Raw genomic sequence first — 17,705 nt, forward strand, 5'->3', positions numbered from 1 at the left:
CGCGCTCAGGCGTGTCCGCGCGCTGACCAGCCCGACGGGCTCCACTGCAGGGGTGAATCGAGTCGCTCGCCATCGACCAGGGGCACGCTGCCATCCCAGCTCAGCCGTCCTTCCGCGGCCAGCCCGACGCAGGCGACGAGCAGGCGGTGCTCGAGCGGCAGCAGGCGGCGCGCGAGCGTCTCGGCCGTATCGCCTGCGAGGATCGGCAGCGCAACCTGCGCGATCACGGGACCGCCGTCGAGTTCGCCGGTGACCACGTGCACGCTCGCGCCGTGTTCGCGGTCGCCCGCGTCGAGCGCGCGCTGGTGCGTGTGCAGGCCCGGGTGGCGCGGCAGCAGCGACGGATGGATGTTGAGCATGCGCCCGATCCACGGCGCGAGCGCGTCGGCATCGAGGATGCGCATGAAGCCCGCGAGCACGACGAGGTCGGGCTGAAGGCCTGCCACGCGCGCGAACAGTTCGCGGTCGTAGGCGGCGCGATCGCGCTGCGCGCGCGCATCGAGCGCGATCGCGGGCACGCCGGCCGAGCGTGCGAGCTCGAGCGCGGGCGCGGTCGGGCGATCCGACAGCACGCCGGCGAGTTCGATGTCGAGGTCGCCCGCATCGCGGGCCGCCACGAGTGCGGCGAGGTTGCTGCCGCGCCCCGAGGCGAGGACGACGACGCGCAAGGTCGTGCCGCTCAGCGGATGTGCACGCGCTCGTCGCCGCGCGCGGGCACGACTTCGCCGATCGTCCAGGCCTGCAGGTCGAGCGTCTCGAGCGCGTCGAGCGTGGTGCCGACCTGGTCGCGCGCGACGATCAGCGCATAGCCGATGCCGCAGTTGAAGGTGCGCCACATCTCCTCGCGCGCGACATTGCCTTCGCGCTGCAGCCAGTCGAACACGGGCGGCAGCTTCCAGGCCGAGCTGTCGAGCTCGATGCCGAGCGCGTCGGGCACGACGCGGATGATGTTCTCGCGCAGGCCGCCGCCGGTGATGTGCGACATGCCATGCACGCTGAGCTGCTGCATGAGGCGCAGCACGGGCTTGACGTAGATCGTGGTCGGCGCCATGAGCGCGTCGGCCAGCGTGGTGCCGCCGAGGTCGAGATCGAACGGGCTGCCGGCACGCTCGACGATGCGGCGGATCAGCGAGTAGCCGTTCGAGTGCGCGCCCGACGAGGCGATGCCGATGATCGCGTCGCCGGCCTGGATGCGGCTGCCGTCGATCAGCGCGAGCTTCTCGACCGCGCCGACGCAGAAGCCGGCGAGGTCGTACTCGCCCGGCGGGTACATGCTCGGCATCTCGGCGGTCTCGCCGCCGATCAGCGCGCAGCCCGCCAGTTCGCAACCCTTCGCGATGCCGCCGACGACCGCGACCGTGGTATCGACGTCGAGCTTGCCGGTGGCGAAGTAGTCGAGGAAGAACAGTGGCTCGGCACCCTGCACGAGCACGTCGTTGACGCACATGCCGACGAGGTCGATGCCGATGGTGTCGTGGCGGTTCAGGATCTGCGCGAGCTTGAGCTTGGTGCCGACGCCGTCGGTGCCCGACACGAGGACCGGATCGCGGTAACGGCCACCGAGTTCGAACAGCGCGCCGAAGCCGCCGAGGCCGGCCATGACTTCCTTGCGGAACGTGCGCGCCACCAGCGGCTTGATGCGTTCGACGACCGCATTGCCGGCATCGATGTCGACGCCAGCGTCGCGGTAGGTGAGGGCCTCGTTCTCGTTCGACATGCCAGAAAGCCGGTGCGCGGGGCCGCGCATCATACCAGCCCGGATGGACGCGGAAGCGGGCGTTCGGGCAGACTGGTCCGCCTTCCGTCGCCCGGGTTCCACGCCATGCGCGCCATCCCGTCGTTGCGCCTGCCGGCTTTCGTGCTCGTGGTGGTCGCCGCCTTCGCGTCGCCCGCATTCGCGGCGCCGGCCACGTATACGGGCGAGGCGCCCGTGACGAGCCAGTCCGAGGGCGAACGTGCCGAAGCCCTCAAGACCGCGCTCGCCGGCGTGGTCACGCGCCTGAGTGGCGATCCGGGTCTGCTCGCGCGTTCCGATGTCGCCCAGGCCGTCGCGACCGCCGCGAAGGACGTGTTGCAGTACCAGTACCGTCGCGATGTGGTGAACGATCCCGGTGCGCCGCCGCGTGCGGCGCTCACGCTCGTCGCCGAGTTCGACAGTGCGGCCGTCGACGCGATGATGGCGCGCCTCGGCGTGCTCGGCGCCGGTCCGGCCGCGACGATCGACGGGACCCCCGGCGAGAGCCGCCTGTGGATCAGCGGCATCCGTTCGGCCGGCGACTACGCGCGCGTGGTCGGCTACCTGTCGCGGCATGCGCTGCTGCGCGGCGTGCAGCCGCAGGAAGCACGCGGCGACGGCCTGCTCGTGCAGGTGCGTACGAGCGCCGGCCTGCACGCGTTCCTCGACCTGGTCGCCGGCGAGGGCGTGCTGCGCGTGGCCAGCGCGAGTCCGCCGGTCGACGGCATCGACGCGACCCTGATGTTGTCGCCGTGAGATGTGGAGGCACCTGCCCAACCTGATCTCGGGGCTGCGCCTGCTCATGGTGCTGCCCGTGTTCTGGCTGGTCACGGGCCGTGACTACGGGGCCGCCCTCGTGCTCGCCGCGATCGCCGGCGCGAGTGATGCGATCGACGGCTGGCTCGCCCGCCATTTCGGCTGGCAGTCCCGCCTCGGCGGCATGCTCGATCCGCTTGCCGACAAGCTCCTGCTGCTCGCGGGCGTGCTCGGGCTCGCACTCGTCGAGGAGCTGCCGCTCTGGCTGTTCGTGATCGTCGTCGTGCGCGATGTCGTCATCGTCGCGGGCGCGGTCGCCTACCACAACCTGGTCGGACCGTTCGACGCGCAGCCCAGCCTGCTGTCGAAGGTCACCACGTTCGTGCAGATTGCCTGCGTGCTCGCCGAGCTGCTGCGCCTGTCGGGACTCGCGCCACTGCCGGCCGGCGTGCTCGTGTGGCCGGCCGCCGCGCTCACCGTGGCGAGCGGGCTACACTACGTCATCGCCTGGTCGCTGCGTGCCCGCCGCGACCTCTCCCGCCGCCATCCCTGAGGACCGCCCTGCATGAGTACGGTCGCGCTCGACCTGCGCCTGAAATGGATCATCACGGTCGCCCTGATCGGCTGGGTGCTGTACCTGCTCGGGCCCGTGCTCGCGCCGTTCGTCGCCGCGGCGCTGTTCGCCTACCTGTTCAATCCGCTCGTCGAGCGCCTCGAGCGCCGTGGCGTCGGCCGCGCGCTCAGCGTGAGCGTGCTGTTCCTCGTGCTCACGCTCGCCCTGGTCGGCATCGTGCTCGTGCTGATTCCCTTCATGGAGCGTCAGGTCGCGAACTTCCTCGAGCAGCTGCCGCGCTGGACGGAATGGGCGCAGACCAAGGCCGCGCCGTGGATCGAGCAGCGATTCGGCATCAGCGTCGGCACGTTCGACACCACCAACATCGTGCCGATGCTGCAGGCGCACTGGAAGGAGGCCGGCGGCTTCGCGACGAGCGTCGTCGCGGGCGTGTCGAAGTCCGGTTTCGCGATCATCGGCTGGATCGTCAATCTCGTCATCGTGCCGGTCGCGGCGTTCTATCTGCTGCGCGACTGGAACATCGTGGTCGATCGCGTGCATGCACTGATCCCGCGCTCGATCGAGCCGACCGTGGTCCGCCTCGCGCGCGAGTCCGACGACACGCTCGGCGGATTCCTGCGCGGCCAGCTCAGCGTCATGATCGTGCTCGGCGTGATCTACGGCATCGGCCTGTGGGCCGTCGGCATCAGCGTCGGACCGCTGATCGGCATGATCGCCGGCCTCATCAGCTTCGTGCCCTATCTCGGCGCGATCGTCGGCGTCGGCATGGGCATCATCGCCGCGCTCGTGCAGTACCAGGACGGGTTCCACGTCATGCTCGTGCTGATCGTGTTCGGCGTCGGCCAGACGCTGGAAGGCTATGTGCTCGTGCCGAAGCTCGTCGGCGACAAGATCGGCATGCATCCCGTCGCAGTGATGTTCGCGATCCTCGCGGGCGGCCAGCTGTTCGGCTTCGTCGGCGTGCTGCTCGCGCTGCCGATCGCGGCCGTCGTCATGGTGCTGCTGCGCTACGCATACGAGCGCTACACGCAGAGCGAGATGTACCAGGACACCGACGGGCCGCAGATCGTCGTCGACGCCGGCGCGGCGCGCGTGGTCGCCGAACCGGGCGAGCGTGTCGTCGTCGAGGCGCGGCAGGGTGGTGCGCGACGCATCATCGATCCCACCGAAGGCGCATGAGCGCACAGCTTCCGCTGGCCTTGCGCTGGCCCGCTCACCAGCGCTTCGAGACCTTCGTGACGGCAGCCGGCGACGACGTCGTTGCGGTGCTGCGCGCCGCGCTGGCGGCCGAGGTCGCGTCGCGCGTGCTGGTCAACGGCCCGGCGGGCAGCGGTCGCACGCACCTGCTGATCGCCGCCTGCGCCGCGGTCTCGGGAGCAGGGCGCCGCGCGCAGTACGCCACGCTCGCGGGCGCGACGCCAGAACGCATCCGCGCGCTGGGCGGCAGCGACCTGCTCGCGCTCGACGACGTCGACGCGGTCGCCGGTCGTCGGGATGCCGAGCACGCCTTGTTCGATCTCTACAACCGCTGTGTCGCCGATGGGACGACGCTGCTGTTCGCCGCCTCGGCACCGCCGGCCCAGATCGGCATCGGCCTGCCCGATCTCGTGTCCCGGCTCGGCGCTTGCACGCAGGTCGCGCTGCACGCGCTCGACGAAGACGCGCGCAAGGCGCTCGTGCGGGAGCGTGCCGCGGCACGCGGCATCGAACTCGACGACGGCGTCGTCGACTGGCTGTTCACGCACCAGGCGCGCGATCTCGGTTCGCTGCTGCAGCTCCTGGACCGGATCGATCGCGAATCGCTCGCTGCGCGTCGCCGCGTGACCTTGCCGTTCGTGCGCGCGCTGCTCGCACGGGACGCCGTGCAGGAACCCAGGGACGGCTGAGCGGGAACCGCCGCCAGCCGGTTCAGCGTCCCGCGCGTACGCGCAGGTCGGCCTCGAGCTCGGCGAGACGCTGCGGCGTGCCGACGTCGGTCCACGCGCCGCGGTGGTGCACGCCTTCGACCTCTCCGCGCGCGATCGCCGCGCGCAGAAGATGCACGAGTGCGAACCGGGGCGGCTCACGGCCGTCCCAGGGATGCCCTTGCGCGGCGAGATCCTCGCGCCAGCGCGAGAACAGGGCGGGGTGGTAGGTGGCGATGCCCGAGTACGTCAGGCGTGCCTCGTCCGCCTCGCCGTCGACGACGCGGCCGTCGTCGCGCAGCACGAAGTCGCCGCGCGGGTGGTGCGCGGGATTGTCGACGAGGACGAGGTGCGCGAGCGCGCGTGGCGCCGGAAGTGCTGCGACGTCGACGTCGGTCCACACGTCGGCGTTGACGACGAGGAATGGCTCGCCCTCGAAGCGCGCGAGCGCGTGCAGCATGCCGCCGCCGGTCTCGAGCGGCTCGTCGCCCTCGTGGCTGTAGCGGATGCGCAGGCCGCGCTCGTGGCCGTCGCCGAGCGCGGGTTCGAACTGTGCAGCGAGATGGGCCGTGTTGATGACGACGTCGACGATGCCGGCTGCGGCGAGGCGGTCGAGGTGCCAGTCGACGAGTCGCTTGCCGCCGACCGGGATCAGCGGCTTCGGCGTCGTGTCGGTGAGCGGGCGCAGGCGTTCGCCTCTTCCCGCGGCGAGCACGAGGGCGCGGTGGATCATGGCGTCGCGTCCTCGCGCGCCACGGTGAGGTCACGGTCGCCACGCACGCGCTCGAGCAGGTCGACGAAGCCGTGGAGCTCGGGATATCGGCGCGCCACGTCGATCGTGTAGCGCCACACGAGCGGCAGGTCGGCGAGGTAGCCCGACTTGCCGTCGCGGTAGCAGAGGCGACAGAAGATGCCGAGCACCTTGATGTGGCGTTGCAGGCCGACGAGGTCGAATGCACGCGCGAACGCTGCAGAGTCGATGGCCGCACCGATCACGCCGGCATCGACGAGGCGCAGGCGATGCTGCTCGCGCCAGGCCTCGATGCGCGCCTCGGGCCAGGCGATGTAGCAGTCGCGCAGCAGCGAGACGAGGTCGTAGGTGACGGGCCCGACCAGCGCGCCCTGGAAGTCGATCACGCCGGGATTGCGCGCGGTCGTCACGAGCAGGTTGCGGCTGTGGAAGTCGCGGTGCACGAAGCCGCGCGGCGCCTGCATGAAGGCGTTGGCGAGCAGGTCGAACGCGCCTTCGACGACATCCCATTCCTCGCACTCGGGCACGTAGCCGAGGTGACGCTGCAGGAACCACGTCGGCATGAGCTCGAGCTCGTCGACGACGCGCACGCGGTCGTACGGCGCGATGCCTGCCGTGTCGACGCGCGACTGCATCGTCGCAAGCGCGTCGAGCGCATCGCCGTAGAGCCCGTCGGCCGTGGCCTCGTCGAGTTCGGGCAGGTAGGTGCGCGCACCGAGATCTTCCATGAGCACGAAGCCCGCGTCGACATCGCTCGCGTCGACCACCGGCACGTGCACGCCTGCGGCGTGCAGGCGCGTACCGATGTCGAGCCAGGTGACGATCTCGTCGCGGTCGCGCGGCGCGTCCATGAGGATGCGCGTCGCACCGTCGGCGTCGACGCGCCAGTAGCTGCGGAAGCTCGCGTCCTCGGAGGCGCGTGCGACCGTGAAGCGGCCATGGCCGAGCCGTCGCTCGAGCCAGCGCCGGCGCTCGTCTTCACGCGCGGTGCAAGGTGCGGTCGTCATGTCGTGCGGGCGTCGTGCGAAGCGGGCAGGCGGCGAGGATTCAGGGCGTTTCGAAGCCGTCGCGGAACAGGATGTCGTAGGCGCACGCGGCGTGCCAAGGATGCGAACCCGTCGCCTCGTCCCAGGCCGTCGAGGCCGATGCCGTCAGCAGGTTCGGGCAGAGCGTGCTCGCGCCTGCCACGAGGGCGCTCGGTGCGGGAACATCGGGAACGGGTCCTTCGAACGCGTTGCGTGCGACGAGGAACGCCTGCAGAGACGACAGGCCGTCGAGCGAAGGCAATGGCCCCGTGAGCGCGTTGTCGGTCACGTTGAAGACGGACAGGTCCGGATGGCCGGCCAGTGAAGGCAACGGCCCCGACAGGCGGTTGTCGCTGACGTCCAGGCGCAGCAGCTGCGTCAGCGTGGCGAGCGACGGCAGCGGGCCCGTCAGCAGGTTGTTGCCGAGGTTGAGGTCGCGCAACTCGACGAGGGTGTCGAGCACCGGGATCGCGCCCTCGAGCGCGTTGCTGCCGAGGGCCAGGTCCTGCAACTCGACGAGATGCGACAACGCGGGTATCGAACCGCCGATCGCATTGTTGCCGAGGAACAGCAGGTGCAGGCCGGTGAGATCGTCGAGGGTCGCAGGCAGCGTGCCGGCGAGTCCGTTGCCGGCGAGGTCGAGCGCCACGACCGAGGTCTGCGCCGCGTTGCAGGTCACCCCGTGCCAGCTGCATTCCGTGCCGGCGGCGCCGCCCCAACCGGTAGAGTCGGTCCACCCGGCGCCGTGCGTGGCGGCGTGCAGGTCCAGCAGGGCCGTACGCTCGGTCGCCGGGATCGCGGCGAGAACGGCGCAGGGAACGAGCGCGACGAGCCATGCGGCGAGCACGCGGAACAGGCGAGGAGAGGCGCGCCGGAAGGCGTGGGGTGTACGGGTCACGGTCACGAACGGTTCCCTGGTGGACGCGGCACGCGCGGGCGCGCGGCGGGCGTGCCGCCATCGTAATGCCTGTGTCACGCGAAGTCGCCTGCGCCGGCCCGCATGCGTCGCCTTGCCCGGACGTCCATAAAACAGTACCATTTCAGTACCGATTGCCGCTCCGGACCTCTGCATGCTGCGTGTCAGCAAGCTCACCGACTACGCCACCGTCGTCATGACCTGCCTCGCGGCGGCCGGCGACGACGTGCTCAGCGCGCAGCAGCTCGCCGAGCGCGCGCAGCTGGAGGTTCCGACGGTCAGCAAGCTGCTCAAGCAGCTCGCGCACGCCGGCCTCGTGGCGTCGTTCCGCGGCGTCAACGGCGGTTACCGCCTCGCGCGCCTGCCGTCGGCGATCTCGGTCGCCGAGATCGTCACGGCCATCGAAGGCCCGATCGGCATGACCGAGTGCAGCGTGCACAGCGGCCAGTGCGGCCGCGAACCGCATTGCGGCGTGCGCGTGAACTGGCAACGCATCAGCCATGCGATCACGGCGGCGCTCGAGAGCGTCACCCTGGCCGACATGGTCAAGCCTCCACCCCGGCGCGGCACGGCGATCCCGTTGCGCGTCGCCGTCACCTGATCTGCAAGGCAGCCCGAATGGCCACCGAACGCAGCGACATCCAGCACCGCCTGCGCGACCGCGAACCTCCCGCGGCCGCCGGCAACGAGCGCCTCGTCGAGGCGATGAACCGGCGCTACGACGCCGGCTTCATCACCGACATCGAGACCGAGTACGCGCCGGCCGGACTGTCCGAAGACATCATCCGTTTCATCTCGGCCAAGAAGGACGAGCCCTCGTGGATGACCGACTGGCGCCTCGCCGCCTACCGTCATTTCCTCACGATGGCCGAGCCGCACTGGGCCAAGCTCGAGATCGCGCCGATCGACCTGCAGGCGCTGAGCTACTACGCCGCGCCGAAGAACCGCCCGAAGTCGCTCGACGAGGTCGATCCGAAGCTGCTCGAGGCCTACGACAAGCTCGGCGTGCCGCTGCACGAGCGTGCCAAGCTCGCCGGCGTGGCCGTCGACGCGGTGTTCGACTCGGTGTCGGTCGGCACGACGTTCCGCAAGGAGCTCGCCGAGGCCGGCGTGATCTTCTGCTCGATGTCCGAGGCCGTGCGCGAGCATCCCGAGCTCGTGCGCCGCTATCTCGGCACGGTCGTGCCGGTCGGCGACAACTACTTCGCCGCGCTCAATTCGGCCGTGTTCTCGGACGGCAGCTTCGTGTTCATCCCGAAGGGCGTGCGCTGCCCGATGGAGCTGTCGACGTACTTCCGCATCAACGCCGGCCATACGGGCCAGTTCGAGCGCACGCTGATCATCGCCGAGGAAGGCGCGAGCGTGTCCTACCTCGAGGGCTGCACGGCGCCGATGCGCGACGAGAACCAGCTGCATGCGGCGGTCGTCGAGCTCGTCGCGCTCGACGACGCCAACATCAAGTACTCGACCGTGCAGAACTGGTACCCCGGCGACGAGAATGGCGTCGGCGGCATCTACAACTTCGTGACCAAGCGCGGCGACTGCCGCGGTGCGCGTTCGAAGATCAGCTGGACCCAGGTCGAGACCGGCTCGGCGATCACGTGGAAGTACCCGAGCTGCGTGCTGCGCGGCGACGATTCGGTCGGCGAGTTCCACTCGGTCGCGCTGACGCATCACCGCCAGCAGGCCGACACCGGCACCAAAATGATCCACATCGGCCGAAACACGAAGTCGAAGATCATCGCCAAGGGCATCAGCGCGGGGCGCGGCCAGAACACCTACCGCGGCCTCGTCAAGGTCGAGAAGGGCGCGACCGGTGCACGCAACTACACGCAGTGCGACAGCCTGCTGATCGGCAAGCAGTGCGGTGCGCACACGTTCCCGTACATCGAGGTCAAGAACCCCGGTGCGATCGTCGAGCACGAGGCGACCACGTCCAAGATCTCCGAGGACCAGTTGTTCTACTGCCGCTCGCGCGGCATCGGCGAGGAGGACGCGGTCTCGCTCATCGTCGACGGCTTCTGCAAGGAGGTCTTCCGCGAGCTCCCGATGGAGTTCGCGGTCGAGGCCAAGAAGCTGCTCGAGGTGTCGCTCGAGGGAGCAGTCGGATGAGGTGGAAAACCGGCCAGCGCGAACGCTGGGAGGCCGAGCTCGTCGCTGCGGGCGAGGCGGAAGCCGGCGGTTCTCCCGATGTCGCGTTCGCGCACCTCGAGCGCGCCCACATCCTCGGCCAGCGCAAGGTGTTCGCGCACACGCTCGTGCACTGGCGCATGTTCGTGCACGGCCTGCGCCGTCGCGACCTGCGCGAGGTCCTCGGCCAGCTGCCGCGCATGCTCGCCGCGCTGACCAAGACGCTCGTGTGGGTGCCGAAGGGCAATACCGGCGGCGCGCGCGTGAGCGCGTTCAGGCCGATGCCGGTGCCTGCGGACCTGCGGCGTTTCGTGGAGTGACCGGGCAGGCTGCACAGGGAGTCGCCGTGTACGAACACTTCGAGCAGAGCCGCAGCTTCCACAACGCGCTCGCGACGTGGCTGCTCGTGCCGCTCGCGCAACTGGTGGGCGTGCCGGCCGCGGTCTTCGCCTACCTGCAGCCGGGCCGGCACGCGACCTATCTGATCCTGCTGGTGCCGTTCGTGCTCACGCTCGTGATGCTCGGCGCCTCGCTGGTCATGGATGCGCGCGGTGACCCGGGTGCGTTCCGGCTGGTCGGTTTCAGATGGCTGCAGGCCGGCATGTACGCGATCACGGCAGGTGTCGTGATCGCGAAATTTCTTTGAGGCGTCGCACCGCCGTGGACACGGCAGGGTGCGATGCAGGGAATCGTTTGGGATGGCAAGCATGTTGAAGATCGACAACCTCCACGTCCGCGTCGCCGGCAAGGACATCCTGAAGGGCCTTTCGCTCGAGGTGAATCCGGGCGAGGTGCACGCGATCATGGGCCCCAACGGGGCCGGCAAGTCCACGCTCGGCAACGTGCTGGCCGGCCGCGACGGCTATGAGGTCGTCGAAGGCTCGGTGACGTTCGAGGGCCGCGACCTGCTCGCGCGCGAGCCCGAGGAGCGTGCCGCGGACGGCGTGTTCCTCGCGTTCCAGTACCCGGTCGAGATCCCGGGCGTGAACAACACCTACTTCCTGCGCGCCGCGCTCAACGCGCAGCGCAAGGCGCGCGGCGAGAGCGAGCTGGATTCGATGCAGTTCCTCAAGAAGGTGCGCGAGAAGCTCGCCGTGCTGCACCTCAAGGACGAGCTGCTGCACCGCGCCGTCAACGAGGGCTTCTCGGGCGGCGAGAAGAAGCGCAACGAGATCTTCCAGATGGCGCTGCTCGAGCCGAAGCTCGCGATCCTCGACGAGACCGACTCGGGCCTCGACATCGACGCGCTCAAGATGGTCGCCGACGGCGTCAACGCGATGCGCGATCCGGCGCGCGCCTTCCTCGTCATCACGCATTACCAGCGCCTGCTCGACTACATCGTGCCCGACGTGGTGCACGTGCTCGCCGACGGCCGCATCGTCGAGAGCGGCGACAAGTCGCTCGCGCTCAAGCTCGAGGAGCACGGCTACGCGTGGATCGCCGAGCGCAAGATCGCCGGAGCGGCCTGATGGGCGCGGTCCTGCTCGATCGCCTGCTCGACGCGGGCGTGGCGCCCGCCGCGCACGGCGCGTGGCTCGACGACGCACGCCGCGAGGCGCGCGAGGCGCTCGTGCGCGACGGCCTGCCCGGTGCGCGCAGCGAAGCGTGGAAGTACACGAGCCTGCGTGCGCTGGCCCAGCGTGCCTACGCGCGCGGCGACGCCGGCGCGGCCGGGCGTACGGTCGAGGCCTCGCTCGTCGCGTTGCCGGGCGTCGACGGTCCGCGTGTCGTGTTCGTCAACGGCCGTTTCCGAGCCGACCTTTCGCAGCTGCCCGCGACCTCGGGTCTGACCATCGCGCCGCTCGTCGACGTGCTCGACGACACCGGCGTGCACGCACTGCTCGCGCGTCGCTTCGACGATGCGTCCCAGGCGTTCGCGCGCCTCAACACCGCGCTCGTCGACGACGGCGTGCTCGTGCGCGTCGCGCCCGGCGCACAGGTCGACGTGCCCGTGCACCTCGTGTTCGCGGGCGTGCCGGCCGACGGCGACGTCGCCTGGCAGTCGCGCGTGCTCGTCGAGCTCGGCGAAGGCGCGTCGCTGCGCCTGATCGAGAGCCATGTCGGTACGGAAGGCCAGGCGCATCTCGGCAACCTTGTCGCACAGGTCGCCGTGCGCCGCGGCGCCACGCTCGACCTGCTGCAGATGCAGGTCGCGGCCGAGGCCGGCGTGCTCGTGCGGCGCAGCGACATCGTGCTCGACGAGGATGCGCGGCTCAACCTGCGCACGCTCGAGCTCGGTGGGCAGCTCGTGCGCCACGATCTCGTCGTGGACCTCGCCGGCGATCGCGCCCAGCTCGAGTCGCGCGGCGTGTTCGCGCTGCACGGCCGCCAGCATGTCGACACCCATCTGGACATCCGTCATCTCGCACGCGACACGCGCAGCGATCTGGTCTGGCGCGGCGTCGCCGACGCGCGCTCGCGCGGCGTGTTCCACGGTGCGATCACGGTCGCGCCGGGCGCCGACGGCACCGACGCGAGCCTCGCCAACAAGAACCTGCTGCTGTCCGACCAGGCCGAGATCGATACGCAGCCGCTGCTCGTGATCCACGCCGACGAGGTCAAGGCCGCGCACGGCGCGACGGTCGGCCAGCTCGACGAGCGCGCGCTGTTCTACCTGCGCTCGCGCGGCCTGCCCGAATCCGAGGCGCGCGCGCTGCTGACGCTCGCGTTCTGCCGCGTGGCGATCGAATCGCTCGAGAATGCCGCGCTGCGCGACCACATCGACGCCGTGCTGCTCGACCACCTGCCGCGCGATGTCGTGGCACCCGGCGCGCAGGACGCGCCGAACCGACCGTGATGCACGCCGCCGCGCCACCGCGCGCGGCGGGCTGCCCCGACACACGAGCGCCTTCGCCATGACCACGTTGTCCACCCACGCCATCTCCGATCCGATCGACGTCGCACGCGTTCGTGCCGATTTCCCGCTGCTCGCGCGCGAGGTCCACGGCAAGCCGCTCGTGTACTTCGACAACGCGAATACCGCGCAGAAGCCGGCCGCGGTGATCGAGGCCGTCGACGATTTCTACCGCCGCACCAATGCCAACGTCGCGCGTGCCATGCACGCGCTCGGCGAGGAAGCGACCAACGCCTACGAGAGCGCACGCGACGCGATCGCGCGCCTGCTCGGCGCGCCGTCGCGCAACGAGATCGTGCTCGTTTCGGGCACGACCCAGGCGATCAACCTCGTCGCCTACAGCCACGCGATGCCGCGGCTCGGGCCTGGCGACACGATCCTCGTCACGCAGATGGAGCACCACGCCAACATCGTGCCGTGGCAGCTCGTCTGCGCACGCACGGGGGCGACGCTCAAGGTCGCGCCGATCACGCCGCGGGGCGAGCTCATCGTCGAGCGCTTCGTCGAGCTGCTGACGCCCGACGTCAAGCTTGCCGCGGTCACGCACGTCTCGAACGTGCTCGGCACGATCAACCCGGTCGCCGAGCTCGGCCGCGAGTGTCGCCGCCGCGGCATCCCGCTGCTCGTGGACGGTTCGCAGGCCGCGCCGCACCTGCGTCTCGACGTGCGTGCGCTCAACTGCGACTTCTACGCGATCACCGGCCACAAGCTTTTTGGACCGACCGGTACCGGCGCGCTGTGGGCGAAGCGCGAGCATCTCGAGGCGATGCCGCCGTTCTTCGGTGGCGGCGAGATGATCCGCGAGGTGCGCTTCGAGGGCACGACGTTCGCCGATCCGCCGCACCGCTTCGAGGCCGGCACGCCGAACATCGCCGGCTTCGTCGGCCTCGCCGCGGCGATCCGCTACGTCGAGGCACTCGGCATCGAACGCATCGCCGCCCGCGAGCGCGAACTGCTCGCCTACGCGACCGCTGCGTTGCGCGAGGTGCCCGGGTTGCGCATCTTCGGCGAGGCGCAGGACAAGGCTGCCGTGATCGCGTTCCTGATCGACGGCGTGCATGCGCACGACCTCGCCACGCTGCTCGACCACGAAGGCGTCGCGGTGCGCTCGGGCCACCACTGCGCGCATCCGCTCATGCAGTTCTACGGCGTGCCGGCGACGTTGCGCGCGTCGCTGGCGTTCTACAACACGCACGAGGAGATCGACCGCTTCGTCGCGGCGATCGGCCGCGTGCGCACGCTGCTGGGTTGACCCGATGACATCGGCACCGTTCGCGTTCCGCTTCGCCACCACGGCCGACGTGCCGGTGCTCGTCGCGCTCGTCGAATCCGCCTACCGCGGCGACGCGAGCCGCCAGGGCTGGACCACCGAGGCCGACCTGCTCGACGGCCAGCGCATCGACCCCGAAGGTCTGCGCACGCTCGTGGCGAGCGACACCGCGCGCGTGCTCGTCGCCGAGCGCGACGGCGTGATCGTCGCGTGCTGCGAGCTGCAGCTGCAGGGTCGCACGGCCTACTTCGGCATGTTCTCGGTGCGCCCGGAAGGGCAGGGCGCGGGTACCGGCAAGCACGTGCTCGCCGAGGCCGAGCGCATCGCGCGTGAGGACTGGGCCTGCACGATCATGGAGATGACCGTGATCGACGTGCGTGCCGAACTGATCGCGTGGTACGAGCGCCGCGGCTACGTGCGCACGGGCCTGCACAAGCCTTTCCCGTACGGAGACGAGCGTTTCGGCATTCCGAAGCGCGACGACCTGCGTTTCGAGATCCTGCGCAAGCCGCTGTGAGTTCGCCTTTCGGGGTGTTCCGCGGCGTGTCCGCGAGCGCGAGGTTGCGACGTTCCGTCGCGATGTAAACCGTTGCAAGCTCAATTGCGACTGATTCTCATTATGTGATGTAATCAACGGCTTCCCGCCCCGCGTTTCCCGACACCACGCCCGATGGACAGCAAGCCGGATCCCAGGCGTCGGTCGTACTGGTTGAAGACACTGCACCAGTGGCACTGGATCAGCTCCGCGATCTGCCTGATCGGCATCCTGCTCTTCAGCATCACCGGCATCACGCTCAATCATTCCGGCCAGATCGAGGCCAGCCCGAAGGTCACCACGCTCAAGGGCGAGTTGCCGGCGGACGTGCGCGCCGCGCTCGCGACCGTCGAGGCCGACAAGGCGCCGCTGCCCGAGCCCGTGCGGGCCTGGCTCGCGAGCGAGCTCGACGTGCGCGTCGGTGCGCGCGAGGGCGAGTGGTCCGAGGCCGAGGTCTACGTGTCGATGCCGCGTGCCGGCGGCGACGCCTGGCTCAGCATCCAGCGCGAGGATGGCGCGGTCGAGTACGAGCGCACCGACCGCGGCTGGATCTCCTACCTCAACGACCTGCACAAGGGCCGCAACACCGGCACCGCGTGGAGCTGGTTCCTCGACCTGTTCGCGGTCGCCTGCATCGTGTTCTCGATCACCGGCTTCTTCCTGCTCCAGATGCATTCGCGCCAGCGCCCGATGACGTGGCCGCTGGTCGGCCTCGGCGGCGTCGTGATGCTGCTCGTGGCGATCCTTTTCATCCATTGACGAGGTTGATCATGTCCAGACGCCTTCTCGCCCTGCTCGCCGTCCTGGCCAGCGCGCCCGCGTTCGCGGCCGGACTCGACGTGACCGTCGAGATCCCGCGCATCGACGCTTCCGAGTACCACCGTCCCTACGTCGCGATCTGGATCGAGAAGCCTGACCAGAGCGTCGCCGCGAACCTGTCGGTCTGGTACATGCAGAAGGACACCAGCGAGGGCAAGGGCACCAAGTGGCTCGCCGACCTGCGCCAGTGGTGGCGCCGCAGCGGCCGCGACCAGACCTTCCCGATCGATGGCGTGACCGGTGCGACGCGTCCGGTCGGCCAGCATCAGCTCTCGTTCGATGCGGCGAAGGCGCCGCTGTCGACGCTGCCGCCCGGCAAGTACAGCCTCGTCGTCGAGGCCGCGCGCGAAGTCGGCGGCCGCGAACTGATCCGCATCCCGTTCGACTGGCCCGCCGCGCAGAAGCAGAACCTGCAGGCCAAGGGCGAGCACGAACTCGGCGTCGTCAAGCTCGACCTCAACCCGTAACCGCCCGGAGATCCCGAATGAAGATCACGATGAAGTGGAGCGCGCTCGCGCTCGCCCTGGTCCTGCCGATGTCCGCGCACGCGCACAAGGCCTGGCTGCTGCCGTCCGATACGGTGCTTTCGGCGAAGGATCCGTGGATCACGGTCGACGCCGCGGTGTCCAACGACATCTTCTACTTCAACCACGTGCCGCTGCGCCTTGAGACGCTCGTCGTCACCGCGCCGGACGGCACGCCCGCCACGCCCGAGAACAGCGCCACCGGCAAGTACCGCAGCACGTTCGACCTGCACCTCACGCAGCAGGGCACGTACCGCATCGCGACGGTCAACGCCGGCCTGTTCGCGAACTGGGAAGAGGACGGCAAGCCCAAGCGCTGGCGCGGCACCGCCGAGACCTTCGCGAAGGAAGTGCCGAAGGGCGCCAAGGACCTCAAGGTCACGCAGTCCAACGGTCGCATCGAGACCTTCGTCACGGCCGGCAAGCCGAGCGACGGCGCGCTCAAGCCGACCGGGCAGGGCATCGAGCTCGTGCCGGTCACGCACCCGAACGACCTGTTCGCGGGCGAGGCGGCGACGTTCAAGCTCGTGCTCGACGGCAAGCCCGCGGCCGGCCTCGAGATCGAGATCGTGCCGGACGGCATCCGTTACCGTGACCGCCAGAACGAGATCAAGGCGACCACCGGCGCCGACGGCAGCTTCAGCGTGACGTGGCCGAACGCGGGCCGCTACTGGCTCGAAACTTCGTTCCAGGACGACAAGGCGACCACGCCGCCCGCGACGCAGCGCCGCGCGAGCTACGTCGTGACGCTCGAGGTCCTGCCGCAGTAAGGTTCGCCCGGGACGGCCCGCGACGGGCGGCCCCGCGCTGCCCGTCGCGTCTTTTTTTGCGCGCCGCGTGCGGCCGCCGGCTTCGATTCCCCTCGCTCCCGACACGCCATGACCGCCTTCCGCTTCCTGCTCGCCTTCGCCGTGCTCGCCTGTGCCGGTTGCGGTTCGCCGCGCCTGCAGGTGCTCGAGGGCGAGACGATGGGCACGACGTGGTCGGTCAAGCTCGCCGCGCGCGACGACGCCGACTCGACGTTGCGCGCCGGGATCCAGGCCGAGCTCGACGAGGTCGTCGCGCAGATGAGCACCTGGGAAGCCGACGCCGATCTCACGCGTTTCAACCGCTCGCCCGCAGGCACGTGGTTCGCGTTCCCGGCCGAGGCGAAGCAGGTTCTCGACGCCGCGTTCGCGCTCGCGCGCGACAGCGGCGGCGCCTACGACCCGACCGTCGGTCCGCTCGTGTCGCTGTGGGGTTTCGGTCCCGATGGCGAGCGCCACGAGGCACCGTCGGTGGAGCAGATCGCCGCGGCGCGTGCCCGTGTCGGCTGGCAGCGCGTCGCGTTCGGCGACGACGGCCGCGTGCTGCAGCCCGGCGACACGATGATCGACCTGTCGTCGATCGCGAAGGGTTTCGGGGTCGACGAGGTCGCGCGCCATCTCGATCGCGCCGGTGTCGCCGACTACCTCGTCGAGGTCGGTGGCGAGCTGCGCGCGAAGGGACGACGTCCCGACGGCACCGACTGGCATGTCGCCGTGCAGCGCCCGGTCGAGAACGACCGCACCGACGGCGTCGACGCGCAGCACGTGCTCGCGCTGCGCGATCTTTCGCTCGCGACGTCGGGCGACTACCGCCACTTCTTCGAGCAGCGCGGACGGCGCTACTCGCACACGATCGACCCGCGCACGGCCGAACCCGTCGCGCACGCCCTCGCTTCGGTCACGGTCGTGCACGCGGACTGCATGCAGGCCGACGCGCTCGCGACCGCGCTGACCGTGCTCGGTCCCGACGAAGGCTGGGACTACGCGCAGCGCCATGGCCTCGCGGTGCTGTTCATCACGCGCCATGGCGAGGGTTTCGAGGAACGCATGACGCCCGCATTCGAGAAGGTGGTCGCACGATGACGGCGCCACGTGCCATACGTCCG

Annotated in this window: 21 protein-coding genes; 16 read left to right on the forward strand and 5 right to left on the reverse strand. The window is 70.0% G+C overall.

Translation table 11 applies throughout. The annotated features are described in order from the left end of the window. Positions 1-5: 5 nt before the first annotated feature. Positions 6-668, reverse strand: a complete 663-nt coding sequence (gene purN / locus ACQQ2N_RS13745; RefSeq protein ID WP_440222147.1) for a phosphoribosylglycinamide formyltransferase — start codon at positions 666-668, stop codon at positions 6-8. Between the two features lie 11 nt (positions 669-679). Continuing rightward, a complete protein-coding gene (gene purM, locus ACQQ2N_RS13750) occupies positions 680-1,750 on the reverse strand; it encodes a phosphoribosylformylglycinamidine cyclo-ligase (protein ID WP_440222148.1) in 1,071 nt (356 codons plus the stop codon). 72 nt (positions 1,751-1,822) lie between these two features. On the opposite strand from purM, the gene ACQQ2N_RS13755 reads away from it, so the two are divergent. The 4 genes from ACQQ2N_RS13755 to hda are packed head-to-tail and all read left to right on the forward strand — an operon-like array spanning position 1,823 to position 4,951. Next, entirely contained in the window at positions 1,823-2,491 is a 669-nt protein-coding gene (locus ACQQ2N_RS13755) for a DUF2066 domain-containing protein (protein WP_440222149.1), read from the forward strand. Between the two features lies 1 nt (position 2,492). Next, complete coding sequence (locus ACQQ2N_RS13760) at positions 2,493-3,044, forward strand: CDP-alcohol phosphatidyltransferase family protein (protein ID WP_440222150.1); 552 nt, start codon at positions 2,493-2,495, stop codon at positions 3,042-3,044. Between the two features lie 12 nt (positions 3,045-3,056). Next, positions 3,057-4,244, forward strand: a complete 1,188-nt coding sequence (locus ACQQ2N_RS13765; protein ID WP_440222151.1) for an AI-2E family transporter — start codon at positions 3,057-3,059, stop codon at positions 4,242-4,244. Then, the gene (hda, locus tag ACQQ2N_RS13770) at positions 4,241-4,951 is read left to right on the forward strand and encodes a DnaA regulatory inactivator Hda (protein ID WP_440222152.1); all 711 of its coding nucleotides are present in this window, start codon (positions 4,241-4,243) and stop codon (positions 4,949-4,951) included. The genes ACQQ2N_RS13765 and hda overlap by 4 nt, the downstream gene beginning before the upstream one ends. A gap of 22 nt (positions 4,952-4,973) precedes the next feature. Here hda and murU read toward each other — a convergent pair whose 3' ends face one another. Genes murU through ACQQ2N_RS13785 form a run of 3 tightly spaced genes read right to left on the reverse strand, consistent with a single transcriptional unit; the run spans position 4,974 to position 7,649 of the window. Continuing rightward, positions 4,974-5,699 (reverse strand): N-acetylmuramate alpha-1-phosphate uridylyltransferase MurU, encoded by a 726-nt coding sequence (murU, locus tag ACQQ2N_RS13775; RefSeq protein WP_440225766.1) that lies wholly within the window; start codon positions 5,697-5,699, stop codon positions 4,974-4,976. Further along, positions 5,699-6,727, reverse strand: a complete 1,029-nt coding sequence (locus ACQQ2N_RS13780; protein WP_440222153.1) for an aminoglycoside phosphotransferase family protein — start codon at positions 6,725-6,727, stop codon at positions 5,699-5,701. Before ACQQ2N_RS13780 ends, murU begins: the two co-directional genes overlap by 1 nt. 40 nt (positions 6,728-6,767) lie before the next feature. Then, entirely contained in the window at positions 6,768-7,649 is an 882-nt protein-coding gene (locus ACQQ2N_RS13785; RefSeq protein ID WP_440222154.1) for a hypothetical protein, read from the reverse strand. A gap of 166 nt (positions 7,650-7,815) precedes the next feature. Between ACQQ2N_RS13785 and ACQQ2N_RS13790 the strand changes: the two genes are divergently transcribed. The 12 genes from ACQQ2N_RS13790 (at position 7,816) to ACQQ2N_RS13845 (ending at position 17,682) form a co-directional block, all read left to right on the forward strand. Further along, positions 7,816-8,262, forward strand: a complete 447-nt coding sequence (locus ACQQ2N_RS13790; RefSeq protein WP_440222155.1) for an SUF system Fe-S cluster assembly regulator — start codon at positions 7,816-7,818, stop codon at positions 8,260-8,262. 104 nt (positions 8,263-8,366) lie between these two features. Beyond that, positions 8,367-9,773, forward strand: a complete 1,407-nt coding sequence (gene sufB / locus ACQQ2N_RS13795; RefSeq protein WP_440225767.1) for a Fe-S cluster assembly protein SufB — start codon at positions 8,367-8,369, stop codon at positions 9,771-9,773. Continuing rightward, positions 9,770-10,111, forward strand: a complete 342-nt coding sequence (locus ACQQ2N_RS13800; protein WP_440222156.1) for a DUF3703 domain-containing protein — start codon at positions 9,770-9,772, stop codon at positions 10,109-10,111. The genes sufB and ACQQ2N_RS13800 overlap by 4 nt, the downstream gene beginning before the upstream one ends. A gap of 26 nt (positions 10,112-10,137) precedes the next feature. Further along, positions 10,138-10,437, forward strand: a complete 300-nt coding sequence (locus ACQQ2N_RS13805) for a hypothetical protein (RefSeq protein WP_440222157.1) — start codon at positions 10,138-10,140, stop codon at positions 10,435-10,437. A gap of 61 nt (positions 10,438-10,498) precedes the next feature. Then, positions 10,499-11,260 carry a Fe-S cluster assembly ATPase SufC gene (gene sufC, locus ACQQ2N_RS13810; RefSeq protein ID WP_440222158.1) on the forward strand — a complete coding sequence of 254 codons (762 nt, stop codon included), beginning with the start codon at positions 10,499-10,501 and terminating at the stop codon, positions 11,258-11,260. Further along, a complete protein-coding gene (gene sufD, locus ACQQ2N_RS13815) occupies positions 11,260-12,588 on the forward strand; it encodes a Fe-S cluster assembly protein SufD (RefSeq protein ID WP_440222159.1) in 1,329 nt (442 codons plus the stop codon). Before sufC ends, sufD begins: the two co-directional genes overlap by 1 nt. A 58-nt stretch (positions 12,589-12,646) precedes the next feature. Continuing rightward, complete coding sequence (locus tag ACQQ2N_RS13820) at positions 12,647-13,897, forward strand: aminotransferase class V-fold PLP-dependent enzyme (protein ID WP_440222160.1); 1,251 nt, start codon at positions 12,647-12,649, stop codon at positions 13,895-13,897. A 4-nt stretch (positions 13,898-13,901) separates the two neighbouring features. After that, positions 13,902-14,432 carry a GNAT family N-acetyltransferase gene (locus tag ACQQ2N_RS13825; RefSeq protein ID WP_440222161.1) on the forward strand — a complete coding sequence of 177 codons (531 nt, stop codon included), beginning with the start codon at positions 13,902-13,904 and terminating at the stop codon, positions 14,430-14,432. Positions 14,433-14,585: 153 nt separating this feature from the next. Next, complete coding sequence (locus ACQQ2N_RS13830) at positions 14,586-15,209, forward strand: PepSY-associated TM helix domain-containing protein (RefSeq protein WP_440222162.1); 624 nt, start codon at positions 14,586-14,588, stop codon at positions 15,207-15,209. A gap of 11 nt (positions 15,210-15,220) precedes the next feature. Continuing rightward, positions 15,221-15,736, forward strand: a complete 516-nt coding sequence (locus tag ACQQ2N_RS13835) for a DUF2271 domain-containing protein (RefSeq protein WP_440222163.1) — start codon at positions 15,221-15,223, stop codon at positions 15,734-15,736. A gap of 17 nt (positions 15,737-15,753) precedes the next feature. After that, complete coding sequence (locus ACQQ2N_RS13840; protein ID WP_440222164.1) at positions 15,754-16,563, forward strand: DUF4198 domain-containing protein; 810 nt, start codon at positions 15,754-15,756, stop codon at positions 16,561-16,563. A gap of 108 nt (positions 16,564-16,671) precedes the next feature. Beyond that, on the forward strand, positions 16,672-17,682 hold the full coding sequence (locus ACQQ2N_RS13845; protein WP_440222165.1) for an FAD:protein FMN transferase: 1,011 nt from the start codon (positions 16,672-16,674) through the stop codon (positions 17,680-17,682). The last annotated feature ends 23 nt before the right edge of the window (positions 17,683-17,705 follow it).

It is taken from the genome of Dokdonella aquatica (assembly GCF_051987395.1).
Classification (GTDB): domain Bacteria; phylum Pseudomonadota; class Gammaproteobacteria; order Xanthomonadales; family Rhodanobacteraceae; genus Dokdonella.